We start from the raw sequence: 19,987 nt of genomic DNA on the forward strand, positions 1-19,987 counted from the left end.
CCCAATCCACCCCAACCAGCCCTGAACACCCCGGCCTGGACGGCGCTGAGCGGCCGCCCCAGCCTACCCGCCCCCTGCCGACCCTCCGTCAAGAGGCATAGTAGGTCCCCGGTCCGACAACCAAGGCCCGGTGAGCGGCCCCACCGACCGGGCCGTGCGGGGAGAAGCAGGCGGTCATGGCATCCCGACGTGATGAGCTCAACGCGTACACCTTTGCGAAGCGGCGCACCGTGGCCGCGTTCCTCCAGCCCTCCGCCACGGGTACCGAGGAGGGCGCTCCCCGCCCGCTGCGCGCGGTCCTGCCCGGTGTGGTGATCGGCGCGCTGGTGGTCGCGGGCTTCGGCGCCTGGGGCATGTTCAAACCGCAGGCGCCCAAGGGGTGGGACAAGCCCGGCGCGATGGTCATCGTCGGCAAGCAGTCGACGACCCGGTACGTGGTGCTGACCACCAAGGTGAACGGCAAGGACCAGACCCGCCTGCACCCCGTGCTCAACCTGGCGTCGGCGCGGCTGCTGCTCGACCCGCGCACGTCCAAGGTCGTCCAGGTCGAGGACAAGGTGCTGGACGCGGGCAAGCCGCCGCGCGGCCCCATCATCGGCATCCCCTACGCCCCCGACCGGCTCCCCGCCGCGGCGGAGGCCGGCAGGGCCAAGCGCTGGGCCGTCTGCCAGCGGCCCGGCGGCAACAACCGCGGCGTGCAGACCGCCGCCTTCGTCCTCGCCGACCGCGAGGCGGGCCTGCTGGACGACGGCCACCGCACGACCGGCACCCAGGTGCTGTACGTGCAGAACACCGGCGGCGCCAAGGAGCGCTACCTGGTCGACGCGGCCGGCACCAAGTACAGGTTCCCCGACGGCCGGCCCGACTCCGGGACCCTCACCACGGCCCTGGTCGGCACCGGCGCGACGCCGCAGCCGGTGACCGGGGAGTGGCTGGCCACCCTCAACTCCGGCGACGACCTGGCCTTCCCGCAGCTGCCCGGCACGCCGGGCGCGGACGCCGCCGTCCCGGGCCTGGGCGGCGCCGACGCCAAGGTCGGCATGGTGCTGACCGCGCAGACCGGCTCCGGCACCCAGCACTACGTCGTCCTGCCCGACCGCGTCGCACAGGTCTCCGAGTTCGTGGCGTGGCTGCTGATCTCCTCGCCCGCGACCGACAGCCTCAACATGCACGGCAAGGCCCGCGAGACCGACCTGCAGTCCCTGAACCCGGGCGCCCCCTTCAAGGACGACGCCAAGTGGCCCCGCCGGCGCGCCACCCAGGTCAACCGGGTCGCGGACACGCCCGGCGCCGTGCAGGGCGGCGAACGGCGCGACACCGTGTGCAACGTCCTGCGTTCCGTCGACGGCCAGGGCAACCAGACGCTGAGCACCTGGGCCGGCACCGGTTTCCCCGTCGACATCACCGCCAGCGGCACCAGCTCGTACGTCACCCCCGGCACGGGCCTGCTCTACACCCAGGTGCAGGGCCGGCAGACCTCGGCGGGCGGCGCCCTGTTCCTGGTCACGGACACCGGCCTGCGGTACGCCGTCCAGGCCAACGGCGACAGCGACGCCGCGCGGTCGGGCATCGGGGCGGCCCCGCAGGTGCCGGGCGCCGGCGACGGCCGGCCCGAGCCCAGCCAGGCCCAGGTGCGGCTCGGCTACGGCAACGTCGTCCCCGCCATGGTGCCGATCGCCTGGTCGGAGTTCCTGTCCAAGGGACCCCGGCTGGACACCAACTCGGCCCGTCAGCCCCAGGGTTCGTGAGGACACCGGCCATGCCCCAGCTCTCCCGCGCCGCCGTGGCGGCCACCGCCTTCGCCGTGACGGCCCTCGGCGGCACGGCGTCCGCGCCGCAGTCCCCGTACGCCCTCGCCCTGGACGGGGCGGGCGAGTGCACCTTCCCCATGAAGAAGCAGATCGCCGACCGGCCCTGGGCCCTCCAGCGGGTCATGCTCGACGCCCTGTGGGCGCGGACCAGGGGCCAGGGAGTCCGGGTCGCGGTCATCGACACCGGCGTGGACCGCGCCAACCCGCAGCTCGCCGGCGCCCTCGACACGGGCGCGGGCCGGGACTTCCTCGACCCCAAGGGCGGCGACGGCACCAACGACACCGCCGGGCACGGCACCAAGGTCGCCGGACTGATCGCGGCCCGGCCCCAGCAGGGCACCGGCTTCGTCGGCCTCGCCCCCGAGGCCACCGTCATCCCCATCCGGCAGAACGACGGACAGGGCAACGGCAACGCGGCCACCCTCGCCCAGGCCATCGACCACGCCGTCGCCAAGGGCGCCCAGGTCATCAACGTCTCCCAGGACACCGACGCCCCGCTGACCGCGGACTCCGAGCTGGCCAAGGCCGTCCAGCGGGCCCTGGCCGCCAACGCCGTGGTCATCGCCTCGGCGGGCAACGACGGGCTGAGCGGCCAGAAGCGCAAGACCTACCCGGCGGCCTTCCCCGGGGTCCTCGCCGTGGCCTCCTCCGACCGCAACAACGAACGGGCGGCCTTCTCCCAGCCCGGCGACTTCATCGGGGTCGCCGCCCCCGGCGTCGACATGGTCTCCACCGTCCCCGGCTTCGGCCAGTGCGTCGACAACGGCACCAGCTTCTCCGCCCCCTACGTCGCCGGGGTCGCGGCCCTGCTGCGCGCCGAGCACCCGCAGTGGACCCCGCAGGAGGTGGTCTGGCAGATCCAGAACACCGCCGAGCGTTCGGTCAACGGCCGCGACGACTACGTCGGCTGGGGCGTCGTGGACCCGGTGCGGGCCGTCACCCAGGACGCCGGCACCCCCCGGCCCCCCGTCCCGGACCCGGGGCCGCCCCCGGCGGCCGCGCCCCGGGCGGCCGCCCTCCAGCTGTCGGAGACCGCACGGGAGCGGCAGGAGCGGCTCGGCACCTACGCCCTCGGGATCGCGGGCGTCCTCATCGCCGTCATCGCGGGGATCGCCACCGTCGTGCGCGACGCGCGCGCCCGCCGCGGCCGTTTGCAGTGAACGGCACGGTCCGGCCGCGGAACCGGGCGGCCGGTGTTGGGCGGGTCGGCCGAACTGACTAGAGTGACCGCAGGCTTCACGACTGTGATCGGCGATCCGTGTGAAGCGGAGGGGGAAGTCCGGTGCGTGTGGCGCGAGTTCGCGCCCCCGGCATCCGCTCCGCCATGCAATCTGCCGGTTCTGCCGGGGAATTGAGAAGTGAGGAGCTTCGGATGACGAACAATTTCGGACTTGCGGACGATCCGGTCGTCAAGGCGGCCAACAAGATCTCCGAGACGGCCAACGCCGTGACCGCCCAGGCCCGTGAGCTGGCCGACATCCTCGCCACCGCGCACGCGGGCTGGACCGGTGTGGGCGCCGGCGGCTTCCAGAAGGCCCAGTCGGACCTCAACCTCGACCACGACGAGATCCGCCGGCTGCTCACCGTCCTGCACGACGCCGTCGCGCAGACGAAGAACCTGACCAACGCGCAGGACGAGGACGTCCGCGCGGCGTTCAAGACGATCAACGCCGGTGCCGGTGCCGCGGCGGGAACCGGCGGCGTCCGCTCGGGCCTCGAGAGCCTCTGACGCCCGCCCCGCCCCAGCACACCCCAGCCCGAAGGAGAAGGACATGGCAGGCAACGAAGACGGCCACACCCGGGTACGGTACGAGAGCGTCCAGCAGATGGCGGACCGCATCCGCGTCGTCTCCAGGAACATCCTCAAGGACCTGGAGGAGATGGAGGCGGCCGTGAAGGTCGTCACCGACACCTGGGACGGCGAGGCGCACATCGCCTACCTCGACCTCCAGAGGAAGTACCACGGCCGCGCGGACCACATGCAGAAGCAGCTGGAGTCCGTCGCCCAGCTCATCGAGCGCGGCAAGGGCGACTACCGCGCCACCGACGTGAAGGCCTCGCGCCTGTTCACCGAGGCCTTCTGAGCCCGTACGGCGCTGCGTACGCACGGCATGCGAAGGGGGCGCGCCCGGCCAGGGCGCGCGCCCTTCGCATGCGTGCCGCCGGCCCGCTCAGGTGAGGTCGAACTCGCCGTCCCGTGCCCCGAGGACGAAGGCCTCCCACTCGGCCGCCGTGTAGCGCAGCACCGTGTCGCGGTCCAGTGAGGACCGCATCGCCACCGCGCCCTCGGGCAGCTTGGCGATCTCGACCCGCTCCTCGTCCGGGCTGGTCCCGGGAGGCCCCTGCCACTCGACGTCGCTGATGTCGAGCGCGTACAGCTCGTCCTTCTCCTGCTGGGTGCCCATGCGCGGCCCTTCCCGTCGGTCGTGCGGTCCTGCTCGGTCTTCGCTGCCGATTATCGGGGGAACGCGGCCGCCGGGGGACCCCTTTCCCCCGATGGCCGCCCGACCCCGCCCGCGCACTCCCTACGGCCGCGGCATGCGGCCCAGCTGCACCAGCGAGGTGCCGCGCCGGCGCGAGACGTGGTAGCCGCGGCCCGGCGGCATCGGACGGGAGCGGACGGTGCCCAGCAGATCGCCCTCGGAGGGGTCGCCCGACAGCACCACGCCCTGCGCGCCCAGCTCCTTGATCCGCTGCATGAAGGGCTCGTACATCGCCCGCGAGGCGCCCGCCGAACTGCGGGCGATGACGAAGCGGACCCCGGTGTCCCGGGCGAAGGGCAGGAACTCCACCAGCTGCGCCAGCGGGTTGCCCTGGCTCGTGGCGACCAGGTCGTAGTCGTCGATCACGATGAAGACGTCCGGCCCCGACCACCAGCTGCGGTCCCGCAGCTGCTGCGGGGTGACGTCCGTCGGCGGCTGCCTGCGCGAGAACACCCCGACGAGCGCCTCCATGTGCATCTGCAGGGAGCTCGCCATCGGCGCGTACTCCAGCAGGTACTCCTCCGGCAGCGCCCCCAGCAGCCCCCGCCGGTAGTCGCCGACCACCAGCTTCGCCTGGTCGGGCCGGTAGCGCTGGGCGATCTGCCGGGCGATCAGCCGCAGCAGGTTCGTCTTGCCCGACTCGCTCTCGCCGAACACCAGGAAGAAGGGGTCGCTCTCGAAGTCGACGAACACCGGCTCCAGGGCCGTCTCGTCGATCCCGATGGCGATCCCCCGCTCGGGGAACTCCCCGCCCTTGGGCAGCTGGTCCGCGTGCAGCAGCCGCGGCAGCAGCCGCACCCCGGGAGCCGAGGGACCGGCCCAGCCCGCCCGCACGGCCGCCACGAAGTCCCCGGTGGCCTGCGAGAGGCTCTCCGCCTCGTGCGAGCCGTCGATCCGCGGCAGCGCCCCCAGGAAGTGCAGCTTCTCCGGCACCTGCCCGCGCCCCGGCATCCCCGTGGGCACGTTCGCCGCGACCCGGCGGTCGAACTCGGAGTCCATGACGTCGCCGAGCCGCAGCTCCAGCCGGCTCAGCAGCTGGTCCTTCAGGGCTGCCCGCACCTCCATGTACCGGGCCGCCGTGATCACCACGTGGATGCCGTAGCCCAGCCCCCGGGCCGCGATGTCCGTCACCACCGGCTCCAGGCCCTCGTACTCGCCGCGGAACCCGCCCCAGCCGTCGACGACCAGGAACACGTCGCCCCACGCCTCGCCGGGCAGCTCGCCCGCCGCCCGCCGGCGCCGGTAGGTGCCGATGGAATCGATGCCCTCGGCCCGGAAGAACTCCTCGCGGCGGGCCAGGATCCCCGCCACCTCCGCGACCGTGCGCCGCACCCGCTCCGGATCCAGCCGGGAGGCGATCCCGCCCACGTGCGGCAGCTCCGCCACCGAGGACAGCGCGCCGCCGCCGAAGTCCAGCCCGTAGAACTGCACCTCGCGCGGGGTGTGCGTCAGCGCGAACGAGGAGATCAGCGTCCGCATCAGCGTCGACTTGCCCGACTGCGGACCGCCGACGACCATCATGTGGCCCGCCGCCCCGGAGAAGTCCCGGTACAGCACCTCGCGCCGCTGCTCGAAGGGCTTGTCGATCAGGCCGAGCGGCACCACGAGCCCGCCCGGCCGCGTGTACCCCTCCGCGTGCAGCCCGCGCTCCGCCGACGGCGCCAGCGCCGGCAGCAGCTGGTCCAGGGACGGCGCCCGGTCCAGCGGCGGCAGCCACACCTGGTGCGCCGGCACCCCCTGCCCCTCCAGCCGCCCGACGATCACGTCGAGCACCGTGTCCGCGAGCGCGTCGTCCGTCCGCTCCGACCGCTCCTCCGACGGGTGGGCCGGGTCCGGAGCCGCGTACACCACCGGGACCGGAGCCGCCGTGAACAGCGCGGGCCGCCGCTCCACCGGGAACGGCCCCACCGACAGGTCCTGCCCGCCCGAGCGGTAGGCGCCCGAGACGTACGCCGCCTTGAACCGGGTCATCTCGTCCGTGCCGAACTTCAGATAGCCCGAACCGGGCACCGACGGCAGGTGGTACGCGTCCGGCACGCCGATCGCCGTCCGCGACTCCGCCGCCGAGAACGTCCGCAGACCGATCCGGTAGGAGAGGTACGTGTCCAGCCCGCGCAGCTTGCCCTCCTCCAGCCGCTGGGAGGCCAGCAGCAGGTGCACGCCCAGCGAGCGCCCGATGCGGCCGATCTGGATGAACATGTCGATGAAGTCGGGCTTCGCGGTCAGCAGCTCGCTGAACTCGTCGATGACCAGCACCAGGGAGGCCAGCGGCTCCAGCGGGGCGCCGGCCGCACGGGCCTTCTCGTAGTCGTGGACGTTCGCGTAGTTGCCCGCCGAGCGCAGCAGCTCCTGACGGCGCTGGAGCTCGCCGCGGATCGAGTCGCCCATCCGGTCGACCAGCGTCAGGTCGTCCGCCAGGTTGGTGATCACGGCCGCGACGTGCGGCATCTGCCCCATGCCGGTGAAGGTGGCACCGCCCTTGAAGTCCGCGAGGACGAAGTTCAGCGTCTCCGAGGTGTGCGTCACCGCCAGCCCCAGCACCAGCGTGCGCAGCAGCTCCGACTTGCCCGAACCGGTCGCGCCCACGCACAGCCCGTGCGGGCCCATCCCCTCCTGCGCGGCCTCCTTCAGATCCAGCATCACGGGCGCGCCGTCCTCGCCCACACCGATCGGCACGCGCAGCCGCTCACCGGCCGAACGCGGCCGCCAGGTGCGGGAGACGTCCACCGAGGCCGCGTCGCCCAGGTTCAGCAGGTCCGTGAAGTCCAGGTTCGCCAGCAGCGGCTCGTCATCGTCCCCGCCGCCGGTGCGCAGCGGCGCCAGCTGCCGGGCCAGGGCCTCCGCCGCGGGCAGCGACAGCGTGTCCGGCACGCCCTCGTACGCGACCCCCGCGCCCGACTCCAGCCGCAGCCGGCCCGGCCGCACCACGACCGACAGACCGCCGCGCCGCTCGTCCAGCTCGCCCGCGACCACCTCCACGATGGTCACGCCCTGCAACCCCTCGGCCGCCGCGAACACCGAGTCGGGCGGCACCAGGCCCCCGTCGAGGACCACCACCAGGTGCGGCTGGTCCAGCACCGGGGACACCTCGCGGCTGAACCGCGGCCGCCCCTCCAGCCGGGACCCCAGCAGCCCCTGCAGCTCACCCAGGTCGTCGCCGAACAGCCGCTTCGTACCGGCCCCGTCGACCTGCCCCGGCACCTGCACGTGCGGCAGCCACTTCACCCAGTCCCACGACGGCACCGCCCCCCGCGCGGCCACCACCGCCACCACCAGGTCCTCGGGGGAGTGCAGCGTCACCAGCTGCGCCACCATCGCCCGGGCCGTACCGCGCGCCGACTCCGCCTCCCCCGAGACCGTCACGTGGTAGAACGCCCGCAACGACACCGCCACCGGCAGCCCGTCCAGCGAGGAGTGCACCTTCAGGAAGCGCTGCATCGCGCCCGCCGTCAGCGGCTCCAGCTCGTCCACCGGGGCCGTGTCCGGAGCCACCAGCGCGGTCGCGAGCCGCTGCGCACCCAGCCCCAGCCGGGCCTGCCCGAAGTCCGCGTCGCCGACCCGCCGCTCCCACAGGCGCGAGCCCTCCGCCACCACCGACCACAACTGGTCCGGCGCGGGGTGCAGGTACAGCTGCGCGTCACGCTGCGCCCGCGCGGTGCGGCGCACCTGACGGCGCGTCTGCGCGAGGTACTTGAGGTAGTCGCGCCGCACGTCGGCCATTTGCCCCTGCGTACCGCGCCGGTAGCGCACCAGCTGCGCGATGACCATGCCCACCGTGGACGCCAGCATCAGCACGCCCATGACCCGCATGAACGGGGCCGTGCCCGGCATGAAGAAGAAGACGACCGACGAACCCATGCCCAGCATCGGCAGGAGCTGCATCAGCATGCCCTCCTGCTGGCCCCGGGGGAGTTCCGGCGGCGCCTCCAGCCTCAGGTCCTCGGAGGGGACTTCGGGCGGCAGCGACCGGGGCGGGCGCTTGACGACGATCTGGCTCACCGGAGCATCAATCCCTCGAAAACGGACGGGACGACGCGGCCGGCGCCCCCAACTCCCGGGCCCGGAAGGGCACTCCCGCACCCCGCGCCCGGCGCGACGGTGATCCTACTTGCCGGCACCCGGGCAGCCGCCGGGTAGGGTGACGCCCGCATCATGCGCATCCGCGAATCGGCCGCCGCCGCGGCGGGGCGGCGCCAACCAGGGGGGTCACACAGGTGAGTACGGCCGAGGCGACCGGTTTCTGCAGGGTCACCGTCGTGGCCCCCGACAGCCGCATCGACGTCGCCCTCCCCGAGGACATCGCCGTCGCCGACGTCTACCCCGAACTGCTGCGCCTCACCGGCCAGACCCAGCCCGTCGGAGCCCCCACCGGCTTCCACCTCGTCCGCCGCTCCGGCGCCGTCCTCGACGGCGCCCGCACCCTCGCCGCCCAGCAGGTCCTCGACGGCGAGGTGCTCAGCCTGCGCCCCTTCGCCGAGTCCCTGCCGCCCGCCGTCTTCGACGACGTCTCCGACGCCGTCGCCTCGGCCGTCGTGCGCGACCGCCACCGCTGGAGCGACGACATGCTCCGCGGGGCGGGCCTGGCCGGCGCCGCCCTGCTGCTCGTCCTGCTCGGCTTCGTCCTCTGGTACGCCGACCCGGTCCGCCACGACATGCACGGCCTCCCCGGCGTCATCGCCGGGGCCGTCGGCCTGCTGCTCACCGCCGCCGCCGGGGTCCGCGCCCGCGTCTACCGCGACCGGGGCTCCGCCGTCGCCCTCGGCCTCGGCGCGCTGCCGCACCTGCTGATCGCCGGCTCGGGCATCGTCGCCGCCGGCGCCAGCCAGGGACCGGGGCGCCTGCAGTTCCTGCTCGGCTGCGCCTGCGTCCTGGTCGCCTCCGTCGCGCTGGTCGCGCTCACCCCGCACGGGGACGCCCCCTTCGTCGCCGCCACCTTCCTCGCCGCCACAGGGACCCTGGCCACCTTCGGTGCCATCGCCGCCGACGCCTCCGCCACGGCCACCGCCGCCGTGTGCGCCCCCGCCGCGATCGGGCTCGTCGCCTTCCTGCCCGGCCTGTCCGCCCGCTTCGCCCGGCTGCCCATCGGGTACGCCGCCCCGCAGAGCGCCGCGCCCGACTACGAGGCCCCCGACCGCCACGACGCCGGTCCGTACGCCGACCAGGGCGGCGCCGACCAGCAGGCGGCACCGCTCGACGCCGAGGCCATCGCCGCCCAGGCCCGGCGGGGCCACGAGATGCTCCTCGGCCTGGTCGGGGGCTGCGCCGCCGTCACCGTCGCGGCCGCCGCCGTCCTCGGCTTCTCCGGCAGCACCTGGGCCCGGCTGCTGGCCCTCGCCGCGGGCCTGGCGATGCTGCTGCGGGCCCGCCTCTTCCGCTACACCTCCCAGGTGGTGTGCGCCCTGGCCGCGGGCCTGGCCGCCGTGGGGCTGCTGATCCTGGGCCTGGCGCTGCACCCGCCCGCCGCTCTCGTGTTCGAGCTCACCCGCTACCACGACCGCGGCGGCCTGGACCTGCGCACGGTCTGGCTCTCGGCCGCCGTCGCCGCCGGAGCCGCCCTCCTCGTCGGAATTGCGCTTGTCATCCCCCGCAAGGGCCTGTCACCCTTCTGGGGAAGGCTGCTCGACCTCACCGAGGCCGCAGTACTGCTCAGCCTGGTCCCGCTGGCCCTCGCCGTGCTGGACGTCTACGGCCGCGCCCGCTCTCTCACCAGCTGAGACGGCGCGACCCGACAGCCTGGTACGCTGTGTGACGGCCGTTTGTGTACGCGTCCCCGGAGACCTCTGGAGACTGCGCCCAGCGGACCCCGCCTCCCGAGTAACGGAAGCTCCCCAGAGAATTCGACCTGGGGCACTCGGTGGCAACGAAGACCTATTACGAGGAGTACGCGTGCCGCTCGACGCCGCAACGAAGAAGCAGCTCATCGCAGAGTTTGGTGCCAAGGAGGGCGACACCGGCTCCCCCGAGGTCCAGGTCGCGATGCTGTCCCGCCGCATCTCGGACCTGACCGAGCACCTCAAGACCCACAAGCACGACCACCACTCCCGTCGTGGTCTGCTGATCCTGGTCGGCCAGCGCCGCCGCCTGCTGCAGTACCTGGCCAAGAAGGACATCCAGCGCTTCCGTACGCTGGTCGAGCGCCTCGGCATCCGTCGCGGTGCGGCCGGCGCCAAGTAAAGACGCTGTGAAGGGAGCGGTTCCCACACCGATGGGGCCGCTCCCTTTGCTGTACGTGCGCGACGTACCGGACGCTTTGTAGTCTGGGACACAGCGCACAACTGAAGAGGAGGAGCGCCCTCCCTACGCCGCCGGTCCTCGGTAGTGGCATCCGGAAAGCCCCGCGACGGGGCTCAGAACCGGGTGCTTCGATCGAAGACCGGCCCGCACGCCAGGAGCGCTTCTCCGCAACCGTCCGCCACCACACGGGTGACGGACGGAGACGACGAAAATGGAGATATCGCTAGTGGAGAACGAGACCCACTACGCCGAGGCCGTCATTGACAACGGTTCCTTCGGCACCCGCACCATCCGCTTCGAGACGGGCCGTCTGGCCCGCCAGGCCGCCGGCTCCGCCGTTGCCTACCTGGACGACGACACGATGGTGCTCTCCGCGACCACCGCGTCGAAGAAGCCCAAGGACCAGCTCGACTTCTTCCCCCTGACGGTGGACGTCGAGGAGCGCCAGTACGCGGCCGGCAAGATCCCCGGCTCCTTCTTCCGCCGCGAGGGCCGCCCCTCCGAGGACGCGATCCTCACCTGCCGCCTGATCGACCGCCCGCTGCGCCCGTCCTTCAAGAAGGGCCTGCGCAACGAGATCCAGGTCGTCGCCACGATCATGGCGCTCAACCCCGACCACCTGTACGACGTCATCGCGATCAACGCCGCGTCCGCGTCCACCCAGCTGGCCGGCCTGCCCTTCTCCGGCCCGATCGGCGGCGTCCGCGTCGCGCTGATCCGCGGCCAGTGGGTGGCCTTCCCGACGCACACCGAGCTCGAGGACGCCGTCTTCGACATGGTCGTCGCGGGCCGCGCCCTGGAGGACGGCGACGTCGCGATCATGATGGTCGAGGCCGAGGCCACCGAGAAGACCATCGCCCTCGTCAAGGGCGGCGCCGAGGCGCCGACCGAGGAGGTCGTCGCCGCGGGTCTCGACGCCGCGAAGCCGTTCATCAAGGTCCTCTGCAAGGCCCAGGCCGACCTGGCCGCGAAGGCCGCCAAGCCCGAGGGCGAGTTCCCGGTCTTCCTGGACTACCAGGACGACGTGTACGAGGCCCTCGCGGCCGCCGTCAAGGGCGAGCTCACCCAGGCGCTGACCATCGCGGGCAAGCAGGACCGCGAGGCCGAGCTGGACCGCGTCAAGGAGATCGCCGCCGAGAAGCTCCTCCCGGCCTTCGAGGGCCGCGAGAAGGAGATCTCCGCCGCCTACCGCAGCCTGACCAAGGCCCTGGTGCGCGAGCGCGTCATCAAGGACAAGGTCCGCATCGACGGCCGCGGGCTCACGGACATCCGTACCCTCGCCGCCGAGGTCGAGGCCATCCCGCGCGTGCACGGCTCGGCGCTCTTCGAGCGTGGCGAGACCCAGATCCTGGGCGTCACCACCCTCAACATGCTCCGCATGGAGCAGCAGCTGGACACCCTCTCCCCGGTGACCCGCAAGCGCTACATGCACAACTACAACTTCCCGCCGTACTCCGTCGGCGAGACCGGCCGCGTGGGCTCCCCCAAGCGCCGCGAGATCGGCCACGGCGCGCTCGCCGAGCGCGCGATCGTGCCGGTCCTGCCGACGCGCGAGGAGTTCCCCTACGCGATCCGCCAGGTGTCCGAGGCCCTCGGCTCCAACGGCTCGACGTCCATGGGCTCGGTCTGCGCCTCCACCATGTCGCTGCTGAACGCCGGTGTGCCCCTCAAGGCCCCCGTCGCCGGCATCGCCATGGGCCTGATCTCCCAGGAGATCGACGGCAAGACCCACTACGTCGCCCTCACCGACATCCTCGGTGCGGAGGACGCCTTCGGCGACATGGACTTCAAGGTCGCCGGCACCAAGGAGTTCGTCACCGCCCTCCAGCTCGACACCAAGCTGGACGGCATCCCGGCCTCCGTCCTGGCCGCGGCCCTGACCCAGGCCCGCGACGCCCGCCTCCACATCCTCGACGTGATGATGGAAGCGATCGACACGCCGGACGAGATGTCCCCGAACGCCCCGCGGATCATCACCGTCAAGATCCCCGTGGACAAGATCGGCGAGGTCATCGGCCCCAAGGGCAAGATGATCAACCAGATCCAGGAGGACACCGGCGCCGAGATCACGATCGAGGACGACGGCACCATCTACATCGGTGCCGCCGACGGCCCGGCCGCCGAGGCCGCCCGCGCCACGATCAACGCGATCGCCAACCCGACCATGCCGGAGGTCGGCGAGCGGTACCTGGGCACGGTCGTCAAGACCACCACCTTCGGTGCCTTCGTCTCCCTCATGCCCGGCAAGGACGGCCTGCTGCACATCTCGCAGATCCGCAAGCTCGCCGGCGGCAAGCGCGTGGAGAACGTCGAGGACGTGCTCGCGGTCGGCGCCAAGGTGCAGGTCGAGATCGCCGAGATCGACCAGCGCGGCAAGCTCTCCCTGGTCCCCGTGATCGAGGGTGAAGAGGCCGCTGAGGCTGACAAGGACGACTCCGACAAGTGACGTCGCGTAGTTCCCGTGTGACGGCCCGCCCCTCCTCCGAGGGGCGGGCCCTCGCCCGTACCCAAACACTCCTCAAGGGCCGCAGCGGCATCGGCACCGTCCGGCGCACGGTCCTGCCCGGCGGACTGCGCATCGTCACCGAGACGCTGCCCTCCGTCCGCTCCGCCACCTTCGGCATCTGGGCCAACGTGGGCTCGCGCGACGAGACGCCCGCTCTCAACGGCGCCACCCACTACCTGGAGCACCTCCTCTTCAAGGGCACCGCGCAGCGCACCGCCCTCGACATCTCCTCCGCGATCGACGCGGTCGGCGGCGAGATGAACGCCTTCACGGCGAAGGAGTACACCTGCTACTACGCCCGGGTCCTCGACACCGACCTGCCGCTGGCCATCGACGTCGTCTGCGACATGCTCACCGGCTCGCTGATCCGCGAGGAGGACGTCGACGCCGAGCGCGGGGTCATCCTCGAAGAGATCGCGATGACCGAGGACGACCCGGGCGACATGGTCCACGACCTGTTCGCCCAGACCATGTACGGGGACTCGCCGCTCGGCCGCCCCGTCCTCGGCACCGTCGACACCATCAACGCCCTCGGCGCCGACCGGATCCGCCGCTTCTGGAAGAAGCACTACGACCCGACCCGCCTGGTCGTGGCCGCCGCCGGCAACGTCGACCACAACAAGGTCGTACGCCAGGTCCGCGCGGCCTTCGAGAAGGCCGGCGCGCTGGGGCACACCGACGCCCAGCCGGTCGGCCCGCGCACCGGCGCCAAGCGGATCCGCACCGCGGGCCGCGTCGACCTGGTCACCCGCAAGACCGAGCAGGCCCACGTGGTCCTCGGCATGCCCGGCCTGTCCCGCACCGACGACCGCCGCTGGGCCCTGGGCGTGCTGAACACCGCCCTGGGCGGCGGCATGTCCTCGCGGCTCTTCCAGGAGGTCCGCGAGAAGCGCGGCCTGGCCTACAGCGTGTACTCGTACACCTCCGGCTTCGCCGACACCGGCCTCTTCGGGGTCTACGCCGGCTGCCGGCCCAGCCAGGTCCACGACGTGCTGCGGATCTGCCGCCAGGAGCTCGACACCGTCGCCTCCGAAGGCCTCACCGACGAGGAGATCCGCCGGGCCGTCGGCCAGCTCTCCGGCTCCACCGTCCTCGGCCTGGAGGACACCGGCGCGATCATGAACCGCATCGGCAAGAGCGAGCTGTGCTGGGGCGACCAGATGTCCGTCGACGACATGCTGGGCCACATCTCGGCGGTGACCCCGGACGAGGTCCGCGCGGTCGCCCGGGATGTACTGGCGCAGCGGCCCTCGCTCGCGGTGATCGGCCCGCTCAAGGAGAAGCAGGCCGCCCGCCTCGACGAAGCGGTCGCCTAGACCCGTACGCACGCACCCTAAGGAAGCAACAATGAGCAAGCTGCGCGTGGCGGTCCTCGGCGCCCGGGGCCGCATCGGCTCCGAGGCGGTCAAGGCCGTCGAGGCCGCCGCGGACATGGAGCTGGTGGCGGCCCTCGGACGGGGTGACAAGCTCGAGACGCTGGCCGAGGCGGGAGCCCAGGTCGCGGTCGAGCTGACCACTCCCGACTCGGTGATGGGGAACCTGGAGTTCCTCATCGGCCACGGCATCCACGCCGTGGTCGGCACCACCGGCTGGAACGAGGACCGCCTCGCCCGGCTGAACACCTGGCTGGCCGCCTCCCCGGAGACCGGGGTGCTCATCGCCCCGAACTTCTCCATCGGCGCCGTCCTCACCATGAAGTTCGCCGCCCAGGCCGCCCGCTACTTCGAGTCCGTCGAGGTCGTCGAGCTGCACCACCCGAAGAAGGTCGACGCCCCCTCCGGCACGGCGACCCGTACGGCCCAGCTCATCGCGGCCGCCCGCGCCGAGGCCGGCCTCGGCGCCCAGCCGGACGCCACCGCCACGGCCCTCGACGGCGCCCGCGGCGCCGACGTCGACGGCGTACCGGTGCACGCCATCCGCCTGCGCGGGCTGCTGGCCCACCAGGAGGTGCTGCTCGGCGGCGAGGGCGAGACCCTGACCATCCGTCACGACTCCCTGCACCACAGCAGCTTCATGCCGGGCATCCTGCTCGGCGCCCGCCGCGTGACGCAGACCCCGGGCCTCACCTTCGGCCTGGAAAACTTCCTCGACCTCGGCTGATGAGGCAGTAGCAGCATGCGCGCGAAGATCACCTACCTCGTCACGGCCGCCGTCCTGGTCGTCTACTTCGTCCTGGTCGGCAGCCGGGGCCTGATGCTGATCCAGCAGGGCACCTGGCTCACCGTCACCTTCGGGGCGGCCGTGCTCGTCCTGCCGGTCATCGGCATCTGGTTCCTCTGGATGAACACCCGGTTCGTCACGCGGGCCAACCAGCTCGCCGCCGAGCTGGAGGCCGAGGGCGGCCTGCCCGCCGACGAGCTCGAACGGGACGAGTACGGCCGGATCCTGCGGGACTCCGCCGACGAGGTGTTCGCGCGCCGCAAGGCGGAGACCGAGGACGCGCCGGGGGACTGGCGCACCTGGTTCCGCCTCGCCGTCGCCTACCACGACGCCCGCGACACCCCGCGGGCCCGCAAGGCCATGCAGCGGGCCATAGCCCTGCACCAGGCACGCGCGTAGGCGCCGCGGAGGCGCACACGGAAGGGCCCGTACGGGACGATCCCCGTACGGGCCCTCGTGCCGTCCTCCCGCCCTCAGGCGGGCACGGCCCGGTACTCCTCGGCCCACGCCTCCACCTGTCCGGCAGCCCGGTCGAAGGCCTCGCCGCGCGCCAGGAAGTCGGCGCTGTGGTCGGTCAGCAGCACCGGCAGCTGTGCGCCGCTGCGCGCGGCCACCGTCAGCGCCTGCCCCTGCACGGTCCTCGGCAGTCCCAGCCAGCGCACCGGCTGCTGGACCGTGCTGACCCCGGCGACCTCGCTCCAGGCGAGGGAGCGGGTCCCGAAGAAGCCGACCCGGCGCAGCCCCGAGGGGCTCACCCACACGCCCGTGCGCAGGATCCGCAGCGCGGATCCGACCACGGTCAGCGAGGCGGCCAGGGCGATGCCCGCGCCGGTCCAGGTGCCCGCGAAGGCGATGATCACCGTCGCGAGCAGCATGAAGGCGGAGAGCAGCAGCAGCACCGCCGCACCGGCGACCCGCCAGGGGCCGGGCCGGTAGGGGCGACGCCATCGTCCGGGATCCGCATGAGGGAGGGCTTCGTCCTCGTGTGCGTCGAAGACGCCGTCGGCCGTCAAGAAGGGCAGGGGCACGGCAGGACCTCACTCACATGCACGTTCGGTTGGGCTGTGCCCGTGAGGCTACCGCTCCGCGGACACCTCCGACGGCTGCGCCGTCCCCGCGGGCTTCTCGGACGCCTGGTACGGCTGCAGTGCGGGTATGCCGAAGAGCAGCGAGCCCACGAGCCCCGCCACCACGGTCAGTCCGACCAGACTACGGGCGGTGATCTGGGCCACGCCGAGACGCTCGCGCGGCGGCGGAGTGACGTTGCTACGGAAGCGGTCGGCCTCGGCGACGAAGGCGAAGGGGACGGGTTCGCGCCGGCGAAACATGGGGGCGACTCTCCTCGGGGTCAGGGCCTCGCGGCCGTGGTCTGACGGACGGTGTGCTTTCTCCTGGACAGACGAACGAGGGGCCCGTTCGGTGCCGGATTCCGGGAGATCGAGCAGAATGCGCGGCGCCCCGCAGCAAGGGGTGAAGCCCATGCGGCCGACCTGGGCGGGCCGCGGCGGCATCGGCCGCGTTGCCCTGCAAGGCTTGATACACGCGTGGCGTACGCATGTGCGGAGACAAGTCCCAAGTGTCCGTATTGCGGCGTTTCGTAAAGTTCATCTAGGCTGATCAAACGGACCCGGCACTGCTTGAACCCCCGAGCAGGCAGTGCCGGGATCCAACACCTTCCGGCCGTTGCGGGGCGGCACCGCCTGTTGACGTCCCCCGAGGGGACACTGCGAGCATGGCAGCGAGTAGCGTGTTACCCATGGCTCCGATCTCGACTCCGCAGACCCCCTTCGGGCGGGTCCTCACCGCCATGATCACGCCGTTCACGGCTGATGGCGCACTTGACCTCGACGGCGCGCAGCGTCTCGCCGTCCACCTGGTGGACGCAGGCAACGACGGCCTGATCATCAACGGCACCACCGGTGAGTCGCCGACCACCACCGACGCGGAGAAAAACGACCTCGTACGAGCCGTACTCGAAGCGGTCGGCGACCGCGCCCACGTCGTGGCCGGCATCGGCACCAACGACACCCGCCACACCCTCGAGCTCGCCCGCCAGGCAGAGCGCACGGGCGCCCACGGCCTCCTCGCCGTGACGCCCTACTACAGCAAGCCGCCGCAGGAAGGCCTCTTCCAGCACTTCACGGCGATCGCCGACGCCACCGAGCTGCCGGTCATGCTCTACGACATCCCCGGCCGCAGCGGCGTCCCGATCAACACGGAGACGCTGGTCAGGCTGGCCGAGCACCCCCGGATCGTGGCCAACAAGGACGCCAAGGGCGACCTCGGCCGCGCCAGCTGGGCCATCGCCCAGAGCGGCCTCGCCTGGTACTCCGGCGACGACATGCTGAACCTGCCGCTCCTGTCGGTCGGCGCCGTCGGCTTCGTCTCCGTCGTCAGCCACGTGGTCAGCCCCGAGCTGCGAGCCATGCTCGAGGCCCACATCGGCGGCGACGTGCAGAAGGCCACGGAGATCCACCAGAAGCTCCTGCCCGTCTTCACCGGTATGTTCCGCACTCAGGGCGTGATGACCACCAAGGCCGCCCTGGGCCTCCAGGGCCTGCCCGCCGGCCCGCTGCGCCTGCCCCTCATCGGACTGACCGACGAAGAGACGGCCCAGCTCAAGATCGATCTTGCCGCGGGCGGGGTACAGCTCTGACAACGGACTTCACAACTGAACAAGCAAGACCGAAACAGACAAAGCAAGTGCACGAATGACATGCGCGCCACGTGCCTGAGGGGTACGTGGCGCGCGTGGTGAAGGAGAACCTTTGAGCCATCCGCACCCTGAACTCGGCCCCCCGCCGAAGCTCCCCAAGGGCGGCCTTCGGGTCACCCCGCTGGGCGGCCTCGGAGAGATCGGCCGCAACATGACCGTCTTCGAGTTCGACGGCCGCCTGCTGATCGTCGACTGCGGCGTGCTCTTCCCCGAGGAAGAGCAGCCCGGCATCGACCTGATCCTGCCGGACTTCTCGTCCATCCGAGACCGCCTCGACGACATCGAGGGCATCGTCCTCACCCATGGTCACGAGGACCACATCGGCGCTGTTCCGTACCTCCTGCGCGAGAAGCCGGACATCCCGCTGATCGGGTCCAAGCTGACGCTGGCGCTCATCGAGGCCAAGCTGCAGGAGCACCGCATCCGCCCCTACACCCTCGAGGTGAAGGAGGGCGAGCGCGAGAACCTGGGCCCGTTCGACTGCGAGTTCATCGCCGTCAACCACTCCATCCCGGACGCCCTGGCCGTCGCCATCCGCACCGGAGCGGGTCTGGTCGTCGCCACCGGCGACTTCAAGATGGACCAGCTGCCGTTGGACAACCGCCTCACCGACCTGCACGCCTTCGCGCGTCTGAGCGAAGAGGGCATCGACCTCCTCCTCTCGGACTCGACGAACGCCGAGGTCCCGGGCTTCGTCCCGCCGGAGCGCGACATCTCCAACGCCATCCGCGGTGTCTTCGCGGGTGCCCAGAAGCGGATCATCGTGGCGTCCTTCGCCAGCCACGTGCACCGCATCCAGCAGATCCTCGACGCCGCCCACGAGTACGGCCGCCGGGTCGCCTTCGTCGGCCGCTCGATGGTCCGCAACATGGGCATCGCCCGTGACCTGGGCTACCTCCGGGTCCCGGCCGGCCTGGTCGTCGACGTCAAGACCCTCGACGACCTGCCGGACGACGAGGTCGTGCTGGTCTGCACGGGCTCCCAGGGCGAGCCGATGGCGGCCCTGTCCCGCATGGCGAACCGCGACCACCAGATCCGGATCGTCCCCGGCGACACCGTGATCCTGGCGTCGTCCCTGATCCCGGGCAACGAGAACGCGGTCTACCGCGTGATCAACGGCCTGACCCGCTGGGGCGCCAACGTCGTCCACAAGGGCAACGCCAAGGTCCACGTCTCGGGCCACGCCTCCGCCGGCGAGCTGCTGTACTTCTACAACATCTGCAAGCCGCGGAACCTGATGCCGGTCCACGGCGAATGGCGCCACCTGCGCGCCAACGCCGAGCTCGGCGCGATGACGGGCGTCCCGAAGGACCGCATCGTCATCGCCGAGGACGGTGTGGTCGTCGACCTGATCGACGGCAAGGCCCGCATCTCCGGCAAGGTCCAGGCCGGCTACGTGTACGTGGACGGCCTCTCGGTCGGCGACGTCACCGAGGCCTCCCTGAAGGACCGCCGCATCCTGGGTGACGAGGGCATCGTCTCGGTCTACGTCGTGGTCGACAGCACCACGGGCAAGGTCGTGAGCGGGCCGAACATCCAGGCGCGCGGCTCCGGCATCGAGGACTCGGCCTTCGGCCCGGTCAGCGCGAAGATCGAGGAAGCCATCGCCCGCGCCGCCGCCGACGGCGTCGCGGAGCCGCACCAGATCCAGCAGCTCATCCGCCGGACCATGGGCAAGTGGGTGTCGGACAGCTACCGCCGCCGCCCGATGATCCTCCCGGTCGTGGTCGAGGTCTGACCTCGGCTTACGTAGCGACCTCACTGGAGCGGGGCAACCGGATTTGCGTCCGGGGGCTCCGCTCCAGTACGTTTACGTCTCCACCTCGCAGGGACCCGGGCACACACGTGTGCCCGTTGCCGTGTGCGGGCGGGCGGGTAATCGGCGGCAGGGAAACCTGCTAATGTCTGATCCGCCCGAAAGGGAAAGGCCCTCCGAAGGCCATCGGAATTCAAACCGAGTCGGGAACGACGCGGAAAAGATTCTGATAGAGTCGGAACCGCCGGAAAGGGAAAGCGCGAAAGCGCAGGACCTGGAAAGCAAGCGAGAAAGACTCTGATAGAGTCGGAAACGCAAGAA

At 71.8% G+C, this 19,987-nt stretch carries 16 protein-coding genes; 12 read left to right on the forward strand and 4 right to left on the reverse strand.

The features are described from left to right. The first annotated feature begins 176 nt into the window (after positions 1-176). The 4 genes from eccB (at position 177) to AB0D45_RS29260 (ending at position 3,895) form a co-directional block, all read left to right on the forward strand. Positions 177-1,748 carry a type VII secretion protein EccB gene (gene eccB, locus AB0D45_RS29245; RefSeq protein ID WP_362464486.1) on the forward strand — a complete coding sequence of 524 codons (1,572 nt, stop codon included), beginning with the start codon at positions 177-179 and terminating at the stop codon, positions 1,746-1,748. An 11-nt stretch (positions 1,749-1,759) separates the two neighbouring features. Next, positions 1,760-2,971, forward strand: coding sequence for a type VII secretion-associated serine protease mycosin (mycP, locus tag AB0D45_RS29250; RefSeq protein WP_362464489.1), 1,212 nt, complete (start codon positions 1,760-1,762; stop codon positions 2,969-2,971). A gap of 212 nt (positions 2,972-3,183) precedes the next feature. Beyond that, positions 3,184-3,540 (forward strand): hypothetical protein, encoded by a 357-nt coding sequence (locus AB0D45_RS29255; protein ID WP_361608765.1) that lies wholly within the window; start codon positions 3,184-3,186, stop codon positions 3,538-3,540. Between the two features lie 43 nt (positions 3,541-3,583). Next, positions 3,584-3,895 (forward strand): WXG100 family type VII secretion target, encoded by a 312-nt coding sequence (locus AB0D45_RS29260; RefSeq protein ID WP_361608763.1) that lies wholly within the window; start codon positions 3,584-3,586, stop codon positions 3,893-3,895. 87 nt (positions 3,896-3,982) lie between these two features. Here AB0D45_RS29260 and AB0D45_RS29265 read toward each other — a convergent pair whose 3' ends face one another. Both AB0D45_RS29265 and eccCa read right to left on the reverse strand, forming a co-directional pair. Further along, the gene (locus AB0D45_RS29265) at positions 3,983-4,216 is read right to left on the reverse strand and encodes a DUF397 domain-containing protein (protein ID WP_007266914.1); all 234 of its coding nucleotides are present in this window, start codon (positions 4,214-4,216) and stop codon (positions 3,983-3,985) included. 120 nt (positions 4,217-4,336) lie between these two features. Beyond that, positions 4,337-8,293, reverse strand: coding sequence for a type VII secretion protein EccCa (eccCa, locus tag AB0D45_RS29270; protein ID WP_362464493.1), 3,957 nt, complete (start codon positions 8,291-8,293; stop codon positions 4,337-4,339). Positions 8,294-8,508: 215 nt separating this feature from the next. Here eccCa and eccD point away from each other — a divergent pair, with 215 nt between their 5' ends. From eccD to AB0D45_RS29300, 6 genes are all read left to right on the forward strand, one after another. Next, the gene (gene eccD / locus AB0D45_RS29275) at positions 8,509-10,008 is read left to right on the forward strand and encodes a type VII secretion integral membrane protein EccD (RefSeq protein ID WP_362464496.1); all 1,500 of its coding nucleotides are present in this window, start codon (positions 8,509-8,511) and stop codon (positions 10,006-10,008) included. 172 nt (positions 10,009-10,180) lie between these two features. Further along, positions 10,181-10,468, forward strand: a complete 288-nt coding sequence (rpsO, locus tag AB0D45_RS29280; protein WP_008737721.1) for a 30S ribosomal protein S15 — start codon at positions 10,181-10,183, stop codon at positions 10,466-10,468. 286 nt (positions 10,469-10,754) lie between these two features. Next, complete coding sequence (locus tag AB0D45_RS29285; protein WP_361606705.1) at positions 10,755-12,974, forward strand: polyribonucleotide nucleotidyltransferase; 2,220 nt, start codon at positions 10,755-10,757, stop codon at positions 12,972-12,974. Further along, complete coding sequence (locus AB0D45_RS29290; RefSeq protein ID WP_362464500.1) at positions 12,971-14,350, forward strand: pitrilysin family protein; 1,380 nt, start codon at positions 12,971-12,973, stop codon at positions 14,348-14,350. Before AB0D45_RS29285 ends, AB0D45_RS29290 begins: the two co-directional genes overlap by 4 nt. A gap of 31 nt (positions 14,351-14,381) precedes the next feature. Further along, positions 14,382-15,134: a 4-hydroxy-tetrahydrodipicolinate reductase gene (gene dapB / locus AB0D45_RS29295; RefSeq protein ID WP_361606691.1), complete on the forward strand. Its 753-nt coding sequence runs from the start codon at positions 14,382-14,384 to the stop codon at positions 15,132-15,134. A 15-nt stretch (positions 15,135-15,149) separates the two neighbouring features. Then, on the forward strand, positions 15,150-15,593 hold the full coding sequence (locus AB0D45_RS29300) for a hypothetical protein (protein ID WP_361606688.1): 444 nt from the start codon (positions 15,150-15,152) through the stop codon (positions 15,591-15,593). 74 nt (positions 15,594-15,667) lie between these two features. On the opposite strand, the gene AB0D45_RS29305 is transcribed toward AB0D45_RS29300, so the two are convergent. Continuing rightward, a complete protein-coding gene (locus AB0D45_RS29305; RefSeq protein WP_361606685.1) occupies positions 15,668-16,222 on the reverse strand; it encodes a PH domain-containing protein in 555 nt (184 codons plus the stop codon). Positions 16,223-16,270: 48 nt separating this feature from the next. Beyond that, positions 16,271-16,522, reverse strand: a complete 252-nt coding sequence (locus tag AB0D45_RS29310; protein WP_361606682.1) for a hypothetical protein — start codon at positions 16,520-16,522, stop codon at positions 16,271-16,273. A 428-nt stretch (positions 16,523-16,950) separates the two neighbouring features. On the opposite strand from AB0D45_RS29310, the gene dapA reads away from it, so the two are divergent. Both dapA and AB0D45_RS29320 read left to right on the forward strand, forming a co-directional pair. Further along, positions 16,951-17,850: a 4-hydroxy-tetrahydrodipicolinate synthase gene (dapA, locus tag AB0D45_RS29315; protein WP_361606679.1), complete on the forward strand. Its 900-nt coding sequence runs from the start codon at positions 16,951-16,953 to the stop codon at positions 17,848-17,850. Between the two features lie 112 nt (positions 17,851-17,962). After that, entirely contained in the window at positions 17,963-19,648 is a 1,686-nt protein-coding gene (locus tag AB0D45_RS29320; RefSeq protein WP_361606676.1) for a ribonuclease J, read from the forward strand. The last annotated feature ends 339 nt before the right edge of the window (positions 19,649-19,987 follow it).

It is taken from the genome of Streptomyces sp. NPDC048352 (assembly GCF_040651895.1).
Lineage (GTDB): Bacteria > Actinomycetota > Actinomycetes > Streptomycetales > Streptomycetaceae > Streptomyces.

What these genes read in the sequence shown, in the direction of transcription:
- dapB (WP_361606691.1), top strand. Translation starts at nt 14,382, where the DNA reads ATGAGCAAGCTGCGCGTGGCGGTCCTCGGCGCCCGGGGCCGCATCGGC.
- AB0D45_RS29310 (WP_361606682.1), bottom strand. Translation starts at nt 16,522, where the DNA reads ATGTTTCGCCGGCGCGAACCCGTCCCCTTCGCCTTCGTCGCCGAGGCC.
- AB0D45_RS29255 (WP_361608765.1), top strand. Translation starts at nt 3,184, where the DNA reads ATGACGAACAATTTCGGACTTGCGGACGATCCGGTCGTCAAGGCGGCC.
- dapA (WP_361606679.1), top strand. Translation starts at nt 16,951, where the DNA reads ATGGCTCCGATCTCGACTCCGCAGACCCCCTTCGGGCGGGTCCTCACC.
- AB0D45_RS29300 (WP_361606688.1), top strand. Translation starts at nt 15,150, where the DNA reads ATGCGCGCGAAGATCACCTACCTCGTCACGGCCGCCGTCCTGGTCGTC.
- AB0D45_RS29265 (WP_007266914.1), bottom strand. Translation starts at nt 4,216, where the DNA reads ATGGGCACCCAGCAGGAGAAGGACGAGCTGTACGCGCTCGACATCAGC.
- AB0D45_RS29260 (WP_361608763.1), top strand. Translation starts at nt 3,584, where the DNA reads ATGGCAGGCAACGAAGACGGCCACACCCGGGTACGGTACGAGAGCGTC.
- mycP (WP_362464489.1), top strand. Translation starts at nt 1,760, where the DNA reads ATGCCCCAGCTCTCCCGCGCCGCCGTGGCGGCCACCGCCTTCGCCGTG.
- eccB (WP_362464486.1), top strand. Translation starts at nt 177, where the DNA reads ATGGCATCCCGACGTGATGAGCTCAACGCGTACACCTTTGCGAAGCGG.